This is a genomic window from Algibacter sp. TI.3.09, assembly GCF_038154905.1.
In the GTDB taxonomy this organism is placed as follows: domain Bacteria; phylum Bacteroidota; class Bacteroidia; order Flavobacteriales; family Flavobacteriaceae; genus Algibacter.
In genome coordinates, this window is the sequence record NZ_JBAKAN010000001.1 from 58,537 (window position 1) to 76,605 (window position 18,069).

Consider the following 18,069-nt stretch of genomic DNA (forward strand, 5'->3'; position numbering starts at 1 on the left):
CTAGTTTCAATAAACTTTTTTTTTGCTAAAAAATGAATAACAGGTTTACTTCTTGTTTTTAATTATAAGCATAAAAAAAGGACCTTTTGAAAAAAAGTCCTTTGGGTCGTGGTAAATCATTGTAGTTTTAACTTGTTGTACTTAAAACCAAATTTTTGTGTTTAGTTGAGATAAAAAATAATAAAAATGAAAAACCAAAATAATTAATTAAGCATTACGCATAATGTTTATTACGGTTTGGTTTACTTTTAGAATTACCTCTAGCTATTGCAGAAGCATTTTTACCCATTAAATTATCAATAACTTCGGTTGCACGATCAATTTCGTCTTGGTGTACTAAAATATCCTGTATGGTCTGGTTTAGATCGCCTGGATAATTAACACGTTCAAACTTAGATTTGGCTCTAATTACAGCGCAAATGTTTAGCTCTGCTAAATTATTGTAAACCCGCTGTACATCATTGAGATTTCCTGTAAATACTTTAATGTAGTTTTTCATTTTAGTTTATTTTAAAAGTTTATTCCTACAATATAGTAAATATTAAAATGTAATGAAAGCTGTAAAGCGTTAAAAATCAGTTAAGTTTATTCGTGTGCGCCAACAACTATGTTAAGGTTCTATTTCTAAGTTTATATTTTCAATAATAGAAGTTGCTTTTGCTAGTTCGTCTTTGTGAACGTAAATGTCTTGATGTCCATATACTGATGCTCCAAAACCGGCCAATCTAGCAGATTCGGTCTCGTCTTTAACTACAGCAGTTATGTTTTCGTTTTCTAAATCGGAAATGATTCGTTTTACAACAATAAAATCTCCACTGAATACTTTTATATAGTTTGAATCTGTCATAATATTATTTAGTTTAATGTTCTAACTAAATATACAACATTTTTAAACACAAAAAAAGCCGGCCATGGCCGACTTTTAATATTTAACAGGTGTTTAACTATCTTAATTCTGCACCAAGTTGTCTTTCAAAACTCGATTGCAGTTTATTCATTATTTTATCAATTTGCTTATCGGTTAACGTTTTATTTTCATCTTGAAGTGTAAAACTCACCGCATAACTCTTTTTTCCTTTAGGAAGATTTTTCCCTTGGTAAACGTCAAAAAGATTTACAGATTTTAGTAGTTGCTTTTCGCCTTGCTTAGCTAATTTGTAAATAGAGTCAAAGGTTACGTTATCATCCAATAATAAGGCGAAATCACGCTTTACTTCAGGATATTTGGTAATGGCTTTAAAAGTTATTTTATTGCGCTTAACCACATCTAAAATAGCATCCCAGTTAAAATCGGCAAAAATAACATCTTGGTTAATATCAAAATGTTTTAAAACTTGCTTTTTAACTAGCCCGAAATCTACTAATGTTGTTTTTCCTAAACCTAGGCTTATACCTTCGCTTATTAAATCGTTTTTAGTTGGTGCTTCGTTAAATCTAGAAATACCTAAACGCTCTAAAATAGAAACGATGCTTCCTTTCATAAAAAAGAAATCACTTTTTTGGTTAGGTGAAATCCAATTATCTTGAGATTGATTTCCAGTGGAAAACACAGCTAGGTGCTTAAGTTCTTCACGTTTATCTTGAAAACCATGGTATGTTTTACCAAATTCAAAAAGTTTTAAATCACCACGTTTTCTGTTAATATTGAATGATACAGCTTCTAAACCAGAAAATAATAATGATTGTCTCATAACAGATAAATCATTACTCAATGGGTTTAGCATGGTAATATTGTGCTCTTCCTTTAATTGCTCGCTTAATGCAGCATAATTAGGTGTAGTTAGCGAGTTAGAAAGTATTTCGAAAAAACCTTGTGCAGCTAATTGATTTCCTACAACATTTTGTATTTTATAATCTTCAAAACGAGATGTAGTCGATATAGAAGCGTTAAGTTTTTCGGTTGTTTTTACATTGTTATATCCGTAAACACGTAAAATTTCTTCTATAATATCAGCTTCGCGTTGCACATCATTTCTATATGCTGGCACAGTTAAACCTAATCCGGTTTCGGTAACATTGTTAACTTTAATGTCCAAAGACGCAAGGATACGTTTTATGGTTTCCTTCGGAATTTCTTCTCCAATTAATTTCTCAGCATTTTCAAAACTTAAACGGACTTCGAAATCTTGAATTTTCTTCGGATAAAAATCAATAATATCACTAGTGATTTCTCCACCAGCTAATTCTTGAATTAATAAGGCAGCACGTTTTAAGGCGTAACCAGTAATGTTAGGATCTATGCCACGTTCGAATCTAAAAGAAGCATCGGTATTTAACGCATGTCTTTTTGCTGTTTTACGAACACTTACTGGGTTAAAATAAGCACTTTCTAAAAAGATACTTGTAGTATGTTCTGAAACTCCTGAATTTAATCCGCCAAAAACACCAGCAATACACATTGGTTTTTCAGCATCACAAATCATTAAATCATCTTCATGTAATTCACGTTCCACACCATCAAGTGTTGTAAATTTTGTTCCTGTAGGCAACGTTTTAACTTCAACTTTATTACCTGTTATTTTAGCAGCATCAAAAGCATGAAGTGGTTGACCTAATTCGTGTAAAACGTAATTAGTAGCATCAACAATATTATTTATTGGACTTAAACCAATAGCTTTTAAACGGTGTTGTAACCAAGCTGGAGATTCTTGTACTTTTATACCAGAAATTGTAACACCGCAATAGCGAGGTGCCAATTCTTTATCTTGTACATCAATATCCATTTTAAGCGTGCGGTTCTCCACGTGAAAAGCACTAACTGATGGCGTAATGAGTTCTAAGTTTACATCTTTTTGAATTAATCCGGCTTTTAAATCACGAGCAGTTCCATAGTGGCTCATGGCATCGGCACGGTTTGGTGTTAATCCAATTTCGAAAACTTGATCGTTTTCAATATCGAAAATATCGGCTGCAGGCGTACCAACCTTTAAAGTTTCATCTAAAACTAAAATACCGTCGTGAGATTTCCCTAAACCAAGTTCGTCTTCAGCACAAATCATCCCGAAACTTTCTTCACCTCTAATTTTTCCTTTTTTAATGGTCCATGCTTCACCTTCTTCCGAATATAAAGTGGTTCCAATGGTAGCTACAGGTACTTTTTGTCCGGCCGCAACATTTGGTGCGCCACAAACAATTTGTACAGGGCCATCTAAACCAATATCTACAGTGGTAATATTTAGTTTATCGGCATTAGGGTGCTTTACGCAAGTTAAAACCTCGCCAACTACAACACCTTCTAGTCCTCCTTTTACAGATTGATAGGCTTCTATGCCTTCAACTTCAAGTCCTAAATCGGTAAGTAATTCGCTAGTTTGTTCTGGAGTCCAATCTGTATTTAAAAATTGCTTTAACCAGTTATATGAAATCTTCATAAATCATTTTCGTATTAAGCGAACAAAGATAAAATATTTGAGCTTAGCTTTCAAAGAAAGGGTTATGAATTGTTAACGGAAAATTAGAAATTATTTAAGATGAAAATTTTATGAGGTAGATGCTTTTTTATTTGGTTTATATGGAAGGACAACAGATTGCGCTACATAATCGTGAATGGCTTTCTTTTTTGAATTACCGTTAACGGTTAGTAATGACACCCAACCTAAAAGTGATTTAGCAATAAAACGAATTATAGCTAGGAGGAAGTTGATGTTTCTGTTCTCGTTAGCTTCTTGTTTAACTACAATATCATTGAAAAAATGACCTAAAGTTGCACCAAAAATGGAAACTAAAAGAGGTTCGTAAAGTATAAATAGGCCTACAAAAACAGATATTCTTATATAATTTGGAATACTTTCAAAAAGATTAAAAACTTCTACAGCTGCATACATTAAAACGATGATGGCAATACTATCGATTATAACGGCTTTTATTCTAGTGGATATTGGAGCGTATTGTGTTTGCATATTTAAATTGTTTTAAAATCCCCAAAAATTATTGAGGTAAGTATGAGTCCTATTCCAATACCCGTAAAGGACCCTTTCATTAAATCCGTTAATTTCATAAATTGAGAAAATATTTGCGACGTAGAAATAACGAGCATTCCAATAGACATTGGAATTAATGTTTTTCTCTTGGTTGTGTTTTTCATCTTAATGAGATTTTTGTAATTAGTATTCAGGTTTTAATTTTTGTTACAATACTCGTATTAAATTATTGTTAGTTACTATAGGTTAGTGTTTTTTTTACCAGTGGATTAAGTGGTGGAAGTAATTAATTCTCAACAGTTTTAACTACCATTTTTTCTTTTATAAATTGAAACCTCACGTAAAGTAATAAATAACCAACTAATAGCAACACCAGTAAATGAATAAACCCATTGGTAATGTTATCTAGCTTAGCACCTTCAGTAGCTAAAGCATTAAATATATTGAAATAAGGTGTAGATGGTAATAAGTTTGCAAATACTTGTAAACCTTTAGGCATTGAGTCGATTGGCCAAGAATATCCAGAAACTAAAAATAACGGATAGGTAGAAAACGCCATAATTTCTGTCCAACCAATGGCTGTTTTAAAAAATGATGCAAATAAGGTTGTGTATATAATTAGAACAGCTATAAACAGTAAACTCAATAACAGATGTAAAAATATAGAGCCATTAAAACTAAGCGAGAAAAACGGAAATATTAATTTGTAGAAAACAAAAAAGTATATAATATAAAGCAATATGTAATAAGAACTTTTTGCAGAAAGGATTTTAATAAACTCAAAGAAGTTTAATTTTTCTGAATGATTAAAAAGGCCATGTTTAAATTCATGCACAATGCTTTGTCCAAAACCAATTATTAATGTTTGTTGAATAATTAAAATTAATAGAATAGGTAACAAATAATCACCATAATTATTGGTCGCATTATAAATTGATTTAAAAACAGGCAGTATGGGCTGTGCTTTTTGTTTAGCAAGTTCTACGGGTATGTTATTAGAAACAAAATATTGCATTCTAACACCTCCAGAGACAGTTAAAATAACACTTTGAACGGCTTTGTTAATTTCGTTTGAAGTTAAAAATTTAGTGTTGTTTAAAATGAGTTCTAACTGTGAACCATCTAAATTCATGGTTTTCTTTTGAAAGTTTTTCGGTAAAACAAGAATACCCTGAACCTCTAGATTCTTAAAATGAAACATAGCATCTTCTAAAGACGAATAGTGACCTTCTACAGATACTTTTTCAGAAGTATTGACTAATTGAGAAACCTTTCTTGATAAATTTGAATGATCAAAATCTACCACCGCAATAGGGATTTCTGTAACGTTTTTTTCGGAGTAAATAGAGCCAATAAAAAAAGCATAGAGTATCGGTGCTACTAAACACGTAAGTAGTATGCTTTTGTCGTCAAAAATGAGAGCTAATTCACTTTTAAATATGGAAAACCATTTTTTCATACAGCTACTTTTTTATTACGAAACATAAATATGCTCACGGTTATAATATAGCCTACCAAAAAGAAAATCAACAAATTTATAGTCGGTTGTATTAAAAAAGAGAAAGGTGCGTTCATCTCCATGCCTTTTATAAAGGCGTTTAAAAAATGGGTGTAGGGTATAAGTTGGGCATACCAAGCATTAAAACCTGGCATGGCCATAATAGGGAATGTAAAGCCGCTAAATACAAATGCTGGTGAATTGTAAACAAAAGATACATCCATGGCAATCGCTTCGTTTTTAAAAATTGTAGAAATCATAATACCCAACATGGCATTTGCCATAACAAATGCTAAAACTACCCATAGAAATGGCAAGGTGCTTTCACTTGAAGGAATACCTAAAAGCGGATGGACTACAGAGAATATAAAAATAGCAACTATCAACCCGAGTAGGGTGTATGCTATCAATTTTCCTAAAATAATTTTAAAAACACTACCATTCGCTAGGTTTAATAATGCGTTATAGGTTTTATTTGAATATTCAGAATTAATAGATCTTGCAGCCAGAAGAAATACTATCATTTGTAATAAAACCGTGGTTAATCCCGGAACTAAATAATACAAATAATTATAATAAGCATTGTAAAGCGGTTTAGTGATTACCTTAATAGGCATAACCATTTTCATGGCTTTCTCGTGCGGAATTCCGTTAAGTTTAAAGGTTTGCAAATTAATTCCCGAAGACATGGTATTTATAAAAGTGGCGGCTTCTTTGTAAATAAGGTTGCCGTATATAATGTTTGAAGAATTGGTGTAAACTAATAATTTTTCTTGTTTTCCGTTTAAAATATTTTTCTGAAAATCCTTCGGAATTACATAAAACCCCTTGATTTCAGGATGATTTATAAAAATGTCGTCTATATTATCATTAGAGTTCAAAAACTGAATGATATTTAACTTCGGAGAAGCTTCCACATTGCTAATTACTTTTCTGCTTAAATCGGTGTGATCTAAATCTAGAACGGCAATTGACACGTTTTTTATAGCGCCTTCTTCATAAATAGCGCCTAGATAAAAGAAAACTCCAATAGGAATCACAAATAAAAGCACCCAAGCGGTAGGCCTTTTTTTAAGCCTTATAAATTCTCTAATTATTATTTGTAGTATCGTTTTCAAAATTGAATATTAAGACTCATGCCTGGACGTAGACCTTTAATTTTTTCTGAAGGTGTTAAATGAATTTCAAAAGTTTTCATATCCAATCGGCCTTTATCGGCAGTTGGAACCCAATCTGCAAAATCGGCCATTGGTGCAATATAAGTTACCTTAAATGTATGTGGCTCATTATTAAAAGCTGGTAGATTTCCTGAGATTTCTGTTCCCATAGAAAAATCTTTTAAAAAATCTTCCCTCACGTGAATTACAGCATATATTTCTTCTAATTTCTGAATAGTAAATATGGGGTAACCAGCAGGCATCACTTCACTTTCTTCTGCTAATTTTGATGAAATTTCACCAGAAACGGGAGCGTAAATCTCCAATTCTTTATAATAAGCTTTGGCTTCACTTACTTTTCCTCCAGCAGCATTCATTTGGCCTTTGGCTGCTTTTTTGTCTTCAATTCTAGCTCCTTCTTTTGCCATTTCAAACATATATTTGGCTGCATTCATTTGGTCGAAAGCTGCATCGCGCTTAAAGGTGATTTCATCCATTTGTTGTTGAGATATCAAACTGTCTTTAGCCATGGCTTTTAATCTTTTAAAAGATTTTTCTGCAAAGCTATATTGACTTTCTGCCATTTTATATTTGTCTTCTACGGCCGATAATTCTTGACTTCTAGCTCCAGAGTTTGCTTTATCGCTTACCGATTTAGCAGCATCAAACATGCCTTCAGCTTGCTGAATTTTAGCATCCAGAATATCACTTTCAATAGTTGCAAGTAGTTGTCCTTTTTTAACTTGGTCGCCTAGCTTTACATAAATGGTTTCTATGCGACCAGGAACTTCGGAAGCCACACGGATTTCGGTGGTTTCAAATAAACCAACAAAAACACGATTTTCATTTTCGTTAGGTTTTAAAAGAAGCAACAAAAATATGCCGATAACGATAATTAACACCGGAACAATTAATATAAGAATTTGCTTTTTGTTTTTCATAATAGAATAAGTTTCTAATTTTTCAAATTTTCAATTTGTAAACTCCCTGTTGAGATTAATAAATCTAGTGCAACCATACGTTGTTGTGCTACAAAATTGTAATAGTTAAGCACGGTATTTTGATATTCTGTCTCGGTTTGTAAGCGATCTGATATTGATATTAATCCTTCGCGGTAACTTTTAATTGCTAGATTTAAACTGTTTTTGGCAACCTGCATTTCTTGCTTTTTTAATACTAATTGTTGGTTTTTAACATCAAAATTAACCTGTACTTTTTTTGCAAAAAGTTCTAGGTTTTCTTCAATATCACTTTTTTCTTCTTCAATTATATTTTTCTCAATACGTGCTATGTGTGTTTCGTTGGTATGTTTTAAGCCGCTAAATAATTCCCATTGCATACCAACTCCCAAAAAGTAAGCAGGAGCTAATTCGAATTTGTCTAATTCTAAATTTATATTTTCACCACCAGGAAGTGCGTAAGGGGTTTCTAAATTAGCATTAAACAAATTAGAGTAAGATAGGGAAGCCACCGCTTGAACCTTTGGTAAATAGGCGTTTTTGTTCATTTTCAACTTATAATCGTAAGCTTTTACAGAAGCGTTTAAGGCTTTTAATTCGGGACGATCACTAAAGTTTTGTCCTATGTTTTTTAACGTCCATGGCGTTAATTCGAAGCTGTAATTTTCTAAAGTTGAAATATTTACATCTGTTAGCATAGAAAGTTTTAAATATAATAAACTGAGATTGCCGTGAAGTTCTACTTTTTTGGATGCTAAGTTTAATTCGGCTGCCGTAATTTTATCTCGATCATAGGGAATGGCTAATCCATTTTCTATGGCTGTTTTTACTCTTTCTTTTTCTTTTGCTAAGCGTTCTTCACTTTTGGTGATAACAATTTCAGATTGTTTCAGTAATTCAATTGTATCAAAAGTGTCAATAACATCCTTTATAATATCTGCTTTTTCAGCATGAAGCATAAAGTTTTTTGCTTTAATTTTTTCTTCGGTGGCTTTAGATCCATATTTTACTTGTAAGCCAGAAAACAGCAGGGCTTTAGCTGTTAGGTTTGCATTGAAAATTTGGCCTTGCGTATTGAATCTCGAATCGCCTTCAAATAATTCAATACCCGTAATTGGTAACTGTAGCGTTGGGATGTCGATATGTATTCTACTCGATGCGTAGCCATACTTGGCATCGGCTTCTAGAGTTGGAATAAAGTTCTGACGGATAATTTTTCTTTCTATGCTGTCGATAGAAAGTTCATGAATCGATTTTTTTAAGGCATAACTTTTTTCTAAACTTCGGTTAATTAAATCGATTTCAATGACGCTTAAATTATTCTGAGCCATTAAAGAACTCATGCAAAAGAAGCTGAAGAAACTTATATAAATTAATTTTTTCATACAACACAAATAATAGAAGAAGTTAGTAAAACCATCATAGTAAAATAAAAAATTATATTATGGTTAATTAACGGTTACGTACAAGAATAGTACGGTTTTGCGTGCGAGGAATTTCCTGATGAAAATTAGACGTAGCAAATACGCTACTACCTTTATTTAAGCACTAAATTACGGAATTATTTCTATATGATGTAACCACATCGTTTTTATTTTTCCTAGAAAATAAGTTGATTAATTTGGTCTTTTATAGAGAAAAGAAAAAGGACAATTAAAAGTGTAAAAAGATTCGTTTTGAATTTTACGTATTCTTTTTCTTTATACCTTTTCATGGTTTGGTAAACTAAAAAAAGGGCTACAAGAACTATTGGAAGTGAATTTAATATGAAGTCCATATACCATAATTTGGCAATTCTACTCGAACTAGCACCGGAACCATATAAGAGGAAGAAAACTAAAGTTTCAATGAAAATTAGTAATAATAGAACTCCAAAGAACAATATTGAATTAATTACAATGCTGAGATAATTTGTCTTTATTTTGAGAAATTCTGATGGTTTCAATTAAGATTTTTTAGTTGATTTAATTGAGATTATAAGCCATAAAAATCCACTGATGAAACAAACTATTCCCAATAAAATTAATATCGTATTTGTCGGGTGGCCAATTTTGATTGTATAGCCAATTCCGGTAAGTAGCCAACCTAAAATGATTGTTATTATAGAGGTTATTATTTTTAATGATCGACTCATTTTAAAAATTAGGGGAGTGGTTTTAATTATTTTTATTTGTTTAATGGGAAACTACTTTCAGACCTATAATTGAAATAATTAATGTTGAAATAAAAAATATACGTAAAGTTGTTGCGGGTTCATTAAAAACAAATATACCAACTAAAACTGTTCCCACGGCTCCAATACCTGTCCAAACGGCATAAGCTGTTCCAATTGGGAGGTGTTGCGTTACTTTTAAAAGAAGTGACATACTTATTACTAAACAAATAATGAAAGCGATGTACCAGTATGTAGATTCTATTCCTGTTGCTTCTTTGGCTTTACCAAGTGAGGTAGCGAAGGCAACTTCAAAAAGCCCAGCAATTACTAATAGTATCCAATTCATTTATTTTTATGTTTTAGTATTGATACTTTATTTTGAAAATTCATTTAAAATTTCCATCGCTTTTTCTGTGTTTTTTACATCGACAAAAATATGATCGTGATAATAAGCTGCAACAACATTGCAGCTTATTCCATTTTTAGATAAAGCATTAGAAAATGCGGCTGTTAAGCCAACGGCTTCTAGAGACGAATGCACTGTAAGTGTAATCCAAGATGCTATAAAAGAATATTCTAAACCCAATTGGTCTGCCACTTCTTTTTTAGCGATAATGGTAGTGCTTTCTTCTTCTTTAAAAGTCATTACAATTTGGCTCAAATTAATGAGCTCCAAACGTTCTGTTTTACAAAATACAAATTCGCCTAAATTGTGTTTAGGTTTCATTGATTTTAAAAGCATTTCTAAATTTTTTTCTCCGCTCATTTATTTAGTGCTTTTGTTTAGTTTTTGTAGCTCTTTTAAGGTTGCTTTACCAACGCTAAGTGCAGATTGTGGGTTTTGCCCTGTTACTAATCTATGGTCTGTAACAACGTGTTCCGTAAAAGGAGCCGATTTTTCGAAAATAGCACCATGTGCAATTAATTGATTTTCTAGTAAAAAAGGAACCACATTTTCTAGTTTTACTTTCACCTCTTCTTCATTAGTAAAAGCGTTAACTTTTTTGCCGTCTACAAGATAGAGTCCGTTACTTAATTTAATGTTTACAATGCCAGCAGGACCATGACAAACAGCGCTTACTACGCCATTGTTTTCATAGATTTGTTTTGCTATTTCGGCAATTTCAGTATTATCTGCAAAATCCCACATCGCTCCGTGACCACCTGCATAATGGATGGCTACATAGTCTTCTGGATTTACTTCACTAGGTTTTTTAGTGTTTTCAATTTTGCTGCGATAAACGTCGTTATCCCAAAATTTCTTATTAATAGAATCATTCATGTTAAATGCATCTACCGGTGCTTTTCCTCCTTGTGGACTTACAAAATCAATCTCGTAACCAGCAGTATGCAATACATCCCAAGGATGTGAAACTTCACCTAAATAATAACCTGTTTTTTCGCCAGTATTTCCTTTTTCACTATGGCTGGTAACTACAAATAATATTTTTTTTAATGCTTTAGTTTCTGTTTTTACAGTAGATTTTTCTGTGTTGTTTTTATTATTACAGCCTATAAGAAGAAGCGTGAACAGTGATAGAATAAGAAGTGTTTTAATTGTTATTGTATTTAACATATCTAAAATTTATTTTAAAATTAGGTTTTAGATTATTCCTGTTTTTTTAAAGGTAAAAATAATTTGATAACCTCTAATTAAGAATAATGCTATGTGGCAAAAGTCTAAAACATTTTAAAGAAACCATTTAACAAATGATAAAAACGATATTTATTTTATGTTCGCTCTAATTCTACTTAAACTAACTTGGGTAATGCCTAAATAGGAGGCTATATAAGATAATTGTACACGCTGTATAATACTGGGGTAATTTTCTAGAAGAGCCAAATATCTTTCGGTTGCAGTATTGAATTGTAAGGCAATAAGGCGTTTTTCTGATTTAATAAGTTCTAATTCTGAAAATTTGCGTCCCCAATTTGCAATTTCAATATCTTCTAAAAAGAGTTCATGAAGTTTTTCTGTTTTTAACTCGTAAAGTTCACAATCTTCTAATAATTCTACATCTTCGTAGCCTTTTTGATTATTAACATAACTCTGCATAGAAACAATAGGGTCGCCTTCTTGGCCAAACTAAAAAGTAATTTGATTTTCATCTGAAAAAGCATAGGCTCTTGCAATTCCTTTTTTGATGAAATAAATACTGGTTTCAATTTTATTTGCTTTGAATAAAATATGTCCTTTTGGAAACTTGACTTCAACGATCGACTCTTTTATTAAACTTTTTGAAGCCTTTGTTAACGGGTATATATTATCAATAATTTGATTTATTTCCATGTGTTTATTCGAAATCAGTTATTTACGATTAAGGTGTTTTGTTTAAATGTAGTATTTATTTAAAGTTCTTTAATGTATATTTAAACTACATTTTCGGCTGATTTGCAGCACTTTTAACTTCTCTTTTTGCGAATATGTTGAAGTGGATATATAGCCATTTCTCCGTTTGTAGTTTTAAAAAAAGAATAAATATATACTATGGTTTTCGTTGTATCTGAAAGTTTAGTAATTAGAAATTCTGTTTTATTATTTTTTAAAAACTCTTTTTATTAGTTGGGTAGAACTAGAGGTTATTAAACTAACTTTTCAATTATTTTACCCAGTTCAACTTCTTTTTGAGTGCCTATTAGAAACTTTTCTCCACTTAGAAGTTCAATAGCCAAACCTTTGTTTCCTTTCATATTGTATACGGTTCCATGTTTTGTCCAAGGACGGATTCCCCAACCTCCAACAAAGCCATAATCTACCATTTCAGCGCTTTTTATTTCTGTCCAATTCACTTGCTTCTTGATAAAGGGGAAGAAATTTATTCGGATTTCATTTTCGTTAATTTCAGTTTTTAGTCGCATAAACCAGAACATTGCTATAAGGCAAAATACAGACACACTAAAAATAATTAAACCTAAATCAGACATAGGTTTATCTCCAAATTGTTTTCCGAGAATTAGTTGCTTGTAAATTCCTATAATCGGTATAATCCCGATTGTGATTAAAATAAGCCAAACCCACCATTGCGTAAATTTCTGATTTTCTTTAAACTCGATTTTCATTTTGTATATGGATCTTTTTAAGCTTGTTTGTGATATCGATGATTAGATTAGTGTGGTTTTGTTAAGCATAAAATAGCAATTATTTTTACAAGGTGTTACCACACGTTTTTTATGTAGCATCAAGACTTATTTCGTGATTTAATAATTCAGTTTCTTTCGCTTTTAAATAACCATCTGTTTTTTCTATTTCCGCTTTCCATTCCGCTAAATTATCAAAATCCATTGCCCAAAAGTTCATATCTTCTATTTCTCCAAAATTTTTCGGGTCAAACGTCAATTTAAGCTTAATTTGATAATATTCTTCTTCTCCGTCAAGCTGTATTTGTCGAGTCAGCGTGAATTCAAATTCAGGTTTCTCTTCTGGATTCCAATTATAAGTTCCATATTCCGCTAACAATTCGTCAGTTTCTTCATCTTTAGAGCAATGCTCAATTTCGTAATTAGATTTAAATTCCAACATAGAATCGAACACATATTCAATCCACGATTTTGATTTCGCAATGATATTCTTTTCAAAGATTTCGCTTAAAATTTCGGTTGATTTCTCAAGTTTGATTTTCATTCGCAATGTTTTTCTTAAATGTGTGGCAACGTTAAATATAAGAAATCGTAGGGCAAGTGATAAACACTATGTTTCCGGTTAGTACTAAGCCAAATATAAATATTTTGATTTTATCTTTTCGGCTATAAATGTCAAAATTTTATATTTGGCGACCTCGCAAATAGACAACCAATTTTCGATTTAGAACAAACGCCCTATGTTTTTTATATAGTGTTAGGCATAGTTTATTTTAGTATTCATTTTCACTGATATTTCTATAATTAAATGAATCCGAAAACCAGCCCAATGATTTTGCATCATTCATTATTTCTAATTCAAGTTCTTTACTAAATGGTTTAGTTAAATGAAAATTATTATATCGCAGTCCTTTAAAATCCTCATAGTAAGCAATAAGAATAAAATCCATTTTCAAATATTTAGTATGTATGGCAAAACTTTCAACAGCTAACATTAATACATTATCTAAATTTTCTCCATTTAATTTATTAGGGTATTTTGCGAATATGAATCCAAATTCAGCAACATCAGTATAAGCTCTTGCAAATTCATTTTCAGAGCTATTTTTATATTTGCCAAAAAACTCAAAAAATGATTTAGACACAATTCTTCGCTCGAACCTTGATAATGACATTAGTTTTTCCGCTAATATTTTTAATTCTTTTCTGTAACCTATTTCGTTAATAACAAAATTGTCTATAAAAAAACTTTGTTCATCATTTTCTTTTTTTATTAAATAATCAGGAGATGCAACGAAATTTTCCCATGATTTATCTATATCGAAGAACATTCCTTGAAATTTATCACTTTTTAATTCCTCTGAATAACTATTTGAATTATTTATATATGAAGCTAATAAATCTAACTCAGTTCCTGAAATATAAACTTGAAGTTTATTCTTTTCTTTTATGGTTTCTATACGTTCGTTAAATTTTAGATGAACCTCTTCGTTAAATTCTTCATCTGTACAAGTTAGCATTATAACAGACTTTTGTTTAAGTAAGTTTTCCCTTTCAGATAAATAATTTGTTAAATCTGTGATAGTATTCATTTCCTTAGTTATGGACGACCAAGTAGTCTTGTCCATAATCGTTACGTGATTTTTAGATTTTGTATATGATGAAGGATGATAAAACTTTAAGCCTTCTCCTAAATTAATTATAATTCTATATATTTTGGAATATTGTTTTTTTTCAAAGAGTTCAATTTCTTTTTTTGGATGTTTGATGTAAAGATTATTATTATCTAATAATTTTCTTTCAGCTCCTTGAATTTGTTTTAATGCTTTTTCAATAGTTTTATTGAAGTATCTATCATAATTACCTTTGAAATCGTAATTTTTTACAGAAATTATAATTAGTACATCTCTAAATAAAATAAGCAAATCGCAAATTTCTTTTTTATCTCCTTTCTCATCTTTTGGACTCGGGTAACACCAATACTCAAGAAAAGTATTATTTGCTATTTCGTTAACAAAATTTTCTCCTAAAATACCTTTTGGATTACTGTCCATTATTTTTTTAAATTATGCCTAACAACAATATAAAGCCAATTACCTTTATCTGCCTTATATTAAGCTGTTCTTTATCATTATTATTTCATTCTATAGTTTTTCAAGCATTTCATTGTAATCGTATTGTAAATCCTCATGTAGGCTCGAAATTATTTTTTTAGCCATGAGTAATTGGCGATCGTATAAGTTTACCAATTGTGTGCTACGTTTAATGCTTGGTGAAAAGTTTTTTAAGCTTTTACAGAAATAGATAAGTAGTTCGGCTTCTGTTTCTTTTTTCTGAGAGTAGCGTACATACTTTTTTACGTTTCTTAGAATTTTACGAACCGATTTCCTGATATAAAAAAAGCTATCTCTGTTTATGGTTTCAAACTCATCATCTATGTATGTTTTAACCGATTGAATATAATCATCCTCATGAGCCGATTCAAACAATAAATAGGTAAGGAGTTCTTTGTTTTCTTTTTTAAAGCGCGATAACCTAAGGCAAAGCGCTATCAATTCGCTTTGCGACTGATGTTGTAATTCTTTTTTTATAGCGACTGCCGAAACTGCTTTCATTTATAAATAAATTAGATTTTAAATTTAATAAAATAATACGGAATTGGCTGTGCTTAGATATAGAAAGTATAGCCGAATAATATTTTATGAAAAACGTGAGGAAATATGTTTGTAAAAAGAAAGGCTTTGCTCGGGAAAACCTAGCAAAGCCTTTTGTGATATGTTTATATGCGAAACTTTTACCTATCTTAATTTAGGAAATTGTACAGGGTTAGTTTCGTGCATTACAGAATAAATAGCTTCAAAAATATCTTCTGCAGATGGTTTAGAGAAATAATCACCATCATTGCCATAAGCTGGTCTGTGTGATTTTGCTGCTAATGTTTTTGGAGCACTATCTAAATATTGAAAAGCATTTTGTTTGTTTAATATTTCATCTAAAATATATGCCGACGCCCCACCAGGAACATCTTCATCTATAATCATTAAGCGGTTTGTTTTTGCGATACTTTTTACAATATCATGATTAAGATCGAAAGGAATTAATGATTGTACATCAATAATTTCAGCATCAATACCAAGGGCTAACAAATCTTTAGCGGTTTGCTCTACAATGCGTAAAGTAGATCCGTAAGATACTAAGGTGATATCGGTTCCTTCTTTTACGGTTTCAACCACGCCAATAGGTGTTTTAATAGCACTAAGGTTGTTTGGCATTTTTTCTTTTAAACGGTAACCATTTAAACATTCTACCACAATAGCAGGATCGTCTCCTTGAAGCAAGGTATTATAGAATCCAGCAGCTTTAGTCATGTTTCTTGGTACCAAAAGGTGTACACCTTTAACTAAGTTTAAAATACCACCCATTTGCGAACCAGAATGCCAAATACCTTCTAGTCTATGGCCACGAGTTCTAATAATTAATGGTGCTTTTTGCTTACCTTTTGTACGGTAATGTAGTGTGGCTAAATCGTCACTTATAATTTGAAGTGCGTATAAAATATAATCTAAGTACTGAATTTCAGCAATAGGGCGTAAGCCTCGTAATGCCATACCAATACCTTGACCAATAATAGTTGCTTCGCGAATACCAGTATCTGCCACGCGTAATTCTCCAAATTTTTCTTGTAAACCTTCTAAACCTTGATTTACATCTCCAATCTTCCCGGTGTCTTCTCCAAAAACTAAAACTTCGGGATGACTACTAAAAATAATATCGAAATTATCACGGATTATAATACGTCCATCAACTAATTCAGAATCGTCTGTATAAGTAGGTTTAATTTCTTTAATTCTTATGTTTGCACGTTGTGTTTCAGAATATAGATGCGAACTGAAACTGTGTTGTGTTTTTGCTATGTTATTGTTTATCCAATTACCGAGCGTTGTTGTTTCGGCATTAGTTTCACCAAGGGTAAGGCGAAGTACTTTTCTAGAGGTCGATAAAATATCTTTTCTGGTAGGTTCTCCAATAGCTTCTAAATCGGTAGCCAATTTCGAGATAAAAACGCGGTTAGCACTTTTTGACGCTACTTGCTTTAAAATATTAACAATCTCTAATTGTTCTTTTTTAATAGGTCTTAAAAACGTGTTCCATGCATTCTTTTTAGCATCACGTACGTTTCTTTTAGCTGTACGTTCAATATCTACTAAAGCTTCATTGGTTGCAATGCCGCTTTCAATAATCCATTGGCGCATTTGTGTATTACAATCGTGTTCGGTTTCCCATTCTAATCGTTCTGCATTTTTGTAACGTTCGTGCGATCCAGAGGTAGAGTGGCCTTGTGGTTGCGTTAATTCTACAACATGTATTAAAACAGGTACATGTTCTTCTCTAGCAATTTTAGCCGCTTCTTGGTAGGTTTCCATTAAATTTGGATAATCCCAACCTTTTACTCTCAGGATTTCGAATCCTTTTTCTTTTTTATTACGTTGAAATCCTTTTAGAATTTCAGAAATATTTTCTTTTGTTGTTTGGTGTCTAGCATGAACAGAAATACCATACTCATCATCCCAAACACTTATAACCATAGGAACTTGTAAAACTCCGGCAGCGTTGATGGTTTCAAAAAACAGACCTTCACTTGTACTAGCGTTTCCAATAGTTCCCCAAGCTACTTCATTCCCTTTTACAGAAAAATTGTTGGTATTGATGTCTTTTACATTTCGGAAAATTTTAGAAGCCTGAGCCAACCCTAATAAACGAGGCATTTGCCCTGCAGTAGGCGAAATATCGGCACTAGAATTATATTGTTCTGTTAAGTTTTTCCAGGTTCCATTGTCGTTTAAACTATGGGTTACAAAGTGTCCACCCATTTGGCGTCCGGCCGACATAGGTTCTAATTCTAAATTAGTATTAGCATATAATCCCGCAAAAAACTGCTCTGTAGTTAATGCGCCAATAGCCATCATAAAGGTTTGATCGCGATAATAACCCGATCTCCAATCGCCTTTTTGAAAAGCTTTAGCCATAGCTAATTGAGGCACTTCTTTTCCATCGCCAAAAATACCAAACTTGGCTTTTCCTGTTAAAACTTCTCGGCGTCCTAACAAACTACACTCCCGACTGACTACAGCAATTTTGTAATCGTTTAAAACTTCTGTTTTAAAATCTTCGAAAGATAGATCGTTTGTTACGTCTGGAATTGTCTGCATATTGTATAGTATCCTTTTTGCAAAAGTAGTTAATATTAACGATTTTTACAATGTTATGCGGCGTTAAAATATTGTTATTAATTTGATGAAAT

19 protein-coding genes are annotated in these 18,069 nt (G+C 31.7%); all 19 read right to left on the minus strand.

Annotation, left to right across the window (positions count from 1 at the left end):
* Nucleotides 1-214: 214 nt before the first annotated feature.
* Nucleotides 215-499: a DUF2007 domain-containing protein gene (locus V6246_RS00185; protein WP_341558412.1), complete on the minus strand. Its 285-nt coding sequence runs from the start codon at nucleotides 497-499 to the stop codon at nucleotides 215-217.
* Between the two features lie 111 nt (nucleotides 500-610).
* Nucleotides 611-847, minus strand: coding sequence for a putative signal transducing protein (locus V6246_RS00190; protein ID WP_159019781.1), 237 nt, complete (start codon nucleotides 845-847; stop codon nucleotides 611-613).
* Between the two features lie 97 nt (nucleotides 848-944).
* Entirely contained in the window at nucleotides 945-3,371 is a 2,427-nt protein-coding gene (pheT, locus tag V6246_RS00195) for a phenylalanine--tRNA ligase subunit beta (protein ID WP_341558414.1), read from the minus strand.
* A gap of 108 nt (nucleotides 3,372-3,479) precedes the next feature.
* Nucleotides 3,480-3,899, minus strand: a complete 420-nt coding sequence (locus tag V6246_RS00200; protein WP_341558416.1) for an RDD family protein — start codon at nucleotides 3,897-3,899, stop codon at nucleotides 3,480-3,482.
* Nucleotides 3,900-3,901: 2 nt separating this feature from the next.
* On the minus strand, nucleotides 3,902-4,084 hold the full coding sequence (locus V6246_RS00205) for a hypothetical protein (protein ID WP_341558418.1): 183 nt from the start codon (nucleotides 4,082-4,084) through the stop codon (nucleotides 3,902-3,904).
* Nucleotides 4,085-4,206: 122 nt separating this feature from the next.
* Complete coding sequence (locus tag V6246_RS00210) at nucleotides 4,207-5,379, minus strand: ABC transporter permease (protein ID WP_341558419.1); 1,173 nt, start codon at nucleotides 5,377-5,379, stop codon at nucleotides 4,207-4,209.
* Nucleotides 5,376-6,536: an ABC transporter permease gene (locus V6246_RS00215; protein ID WP_341558421.1), complete on the minus strand. Its 1,161-nt coding sequence runs from the start codon at nucleotides 6,534-6,536 to the stop codon at nucleotides 5,376-5,378. The genes V6246_RS00210 and V6246_RS00215 overlap by 4 nt, the downstream gene beginning before the upstream one ends.
* The gene (locus V6246_RS00220; RefSeq protein WP_341558423.1) at nucleotides 6,533-7,516 is read right to left on the minus strand and encodes an HlyD family secretion protein; all 984 of its coding nucleotides are present in this window, start codon (nucleotides 7,514-7,516) and stop codon (nucleotides 6,533-6,535) included. Before V6246_RS00220 ends, V6246_RS00215 begins: the two co-directional genes overlap by 4 nt.
* 14 nt (nucleotides 7,517-7,530) lie before the next feature.
* On the minus strand, nucleotides 7,531-8,919 hold the full coding sequence (locus tag V6246_RS00225) for a TolC family protein (protein ID WP_341558425.1): 1,389 nt from the start codon (nucleotides 8,917-8,919) through the stop codon (nucleotides 7,531-7,533).
* A 789-nt stretch (nucleotides 8,920-9,708) separates the two neighbouring features.
* Nucleotides 9,709-10,035 (minus strand): DMT family transporter, encoded by a 327-nt coding sequence (locus tag V6246_RS00230; protein ID WP_042504983.1) that lies wholly within the window; start codon nucleotides 10,033-10,035, stop codon nucleotides 9,709-9,711.
* Nucleotides 10,036-10,062: 27 nt separating this feature from the next.
* On the minus strand, nucleotides 10,063-10,455 hold the full coding sequence (locus V6246_RS00235; RefSeq protein WP_341558427.1) for an ACT domain-containing protein: 393 nt from the start codon (nucleotides 10,453-10,455) through the stop codon (nucleotides 10,063-10,065).
* A complete protein-coding gene (locus V6246_RS00240; RefSeq protein ID WP_341558429.1) occupies nucleotides 10,456-11,265 on the minus strand; it encodes a type 1 glutamine amidotransferase domain-containing protein in 810 nt (269 codons plus the stop codon).
* Between the two features lie 150 nt (nucleotides 11,266-11,415).
* Nucleotides 11,416-11,745, minus strand: a complete 330-nt coding sequence (locus V6246_RS00245; RefSeq protein ID WP_341558431.1) for a Crp/Fnr family transcriptional regulator — start codon at nucleotides 11,743-11,745, stop codon at nucleotides 11,416-11,418.
* Nucleotides 11,746-11,775: 30 nt separating this feature from the next.
* Complete coding sequence (locus tag V6246_RS00250) at nucleotides 11,776-11,979, minus strand: hypothetical protein (RefSeq protein WP_341558433.1); 204 nt, start codon at nucleotides 11,977-11,979, stop codon at nucleotides 11,776-11,778.
* Nucleotides 11,980-12,272: 293 nt separating this feature from the next.
* Entirely contained in the window at nucleotides 12,273-12,749 is a 477-nt protein-coding gene (locus V6246_RS00255) for a hypothetical protein (RefSeq protein WP_341558435.1), read from the minus strand.
* A gap of 109 nt (nucleotides 12,750-12,858) precedes the next feature.
* The gene (locus V6246_RS00260; RefSeq protein WP_341558437.1) at nucleotides 12,859-13,311 is read right to left on the minus strand and encodes a hypothetical protein; all 453 of its coding nucleotides are present in this window, start codon (nucleotides 13,309-13,311) and stop codon (nucleotides 12,859-12,861) included.
* Nucleotides 13,312-13,540: 229 nt separating this feature from the next.
* On the minus strand, nucleotides 13,541-14,821 hold the full coding sequence (locus tag V6246_RS00265) for a hypothetical protein (protein WP_341558439.1): 1,281 nt from the start codon (nucleotides 14,819-14,821) through the stop codon (nucleotides 13,541-13,543).
* 90 nt (nucleotides 14,822-14,911) lie between these two features.
* Nucleotides 14,912-15,382 carry a hypothetical protein gene (locus tag V6246_RS00270; protein WP_341558441.1) on the minus strand — a complete coding sequence of 157 codons (471 nt, stop codon included), beginning with the start codon at nucleotides 15,380-15,382 and terminating at the stop codon, nucleotides 14,912-14,914.
* Nucleotides 15,383-15,565: 183 nt separating this feature from the next.
* Nucleotides 15,566-17,977 (minus strand): alpha-ketoacid dehydrogenase subunit alpha/beta, encoded by a 2,412-nt coding sequence (locus V6246_RS00275; protein WP_341558443.1) that lies wholly within the window; start codon nucleotides 17,975-17,977, stop codon nucleotides 15,566-15,568.
* Nucleotides 17,978-18,069: the final 92 nt, after the last annotated feature.

Coding starts and splice junctions, on each gene's coding strand:
- V6246_RS00185 (WP_341558412.1), bottom strand. CDS start 499: ATGAAAAACTACATTAAAGTATTTACAGGAAATCTCAATGATGTACAG.
- V6246_RS00190 (WP_159019781.1), bottom strand. CDS start 847: ATGACAGATTCAAACTATATAAAAGTATTCAGTGGAGATTTTATTGTT.
- pheT (WP_341558414.1), bottom strand. CDS start 3,371: ATGAAGATTTCATATAACTGGTTAAAGCAATTTTTAAATACAGATTGG.
- V6246_RS00200 (WP_341558416.1), bottom strand. CDS start 3,899: ATGCAAACACAATACGCTCCAATATCCACTAGAATAAAAGCCGTTATA.
- V6246_RS00205 (WP_341558418.1), bottom strand. CDS start 4,084: ATGAAAAACACAACCAAGAGAAAAACATTAATTCCAATGTCTATTGGA.
- V6246_RS00210 (WP_341558419.1), bottom strand. CDS start 5,379: ATGAAAAAATGGTTTTCCATATTTAAAAGTGAATTAGCTCTCATTTTT.
- V6246_RS00220 (WP_341558423.1), bottom strand. CDS start 7,516: ATGAAAAACAAAAAGCAAATTCTTATATTAATTGTTCCGGTGTTAATT.
- V6246_RS00225 (WP_341558425.1), bottom strand. CDS start 8,919: ATGAAAAAATTAATTTATATAAGTTTCTTCAGCTTCTTTTGCATGAGT.
- V6246_RS00230 (WP_042504983.1), bottom strand. CDS start 10,035: ATGAATTGGATACTATTAGTAATTGCTGGGCTTTTTGAAGTTGCCTTC.
- V6246_RS00235 (WP_341558427.1), bottom strand. CDS start 10,455: ATGAGCGGAGAAAAAAATTTAGAAATGCTTTTAAAATCAATGAAACCT.
- V6246_RS00240 (WP_341558429.1), bottom strand. CDS start 11,265: ATGTTAAATACAATAACAATTAAAACACTTCTTATTCTATCACTGTTC.
- V6246_RS00245 (WP_341558431.1), bottom strand. CDS start 11,745: ATGCAGAGTTATGTTAATAATCAAAAAGGCTACGAAGATGTAGAATTA.
- V6246_RS00250 (WP_341558433.1), bottom strand. CDS start 11,979: ATGGAAATAAATCAAATTATTGATAATATATACCCGTTAACAAAGGCT.
- V6246_RS00255 (WP_341558435.1), bottom strand. CDS start 12,749: ATGAAAATCGAGTTTAAAGAAAATCAGAAATTTACGCAATGGTGGGTT.
- V6246_RS00260 (WP_341558437.1), bottom strand. CDS start 13,311: ATGAAAATCAAACTTGAGAAATCAACCGAAATTTTAAGCGAAATCTTT.
- V6246_RS00265 (WP_341558439.1), bottom strand. CDS start 14,821: ATGGACAGTAATCCAAAAGGTATTTTAGGAGAAAATTTTGTTAACGAA.
- V6246_RS00270 (WP_341558441.1), bottom strand. CDS start 15,382: ATGAAAGCAGTTTCGGCAGTCGCTATAAAAAAAGAATTACAACATCAG.
- V6246_RS00275 (WP_341558443.1), bottom strand. CDS start 17,977: ATGCAGACAATTCCAGACGTAACAAACGATCTATCTTTCGAAGATTTT.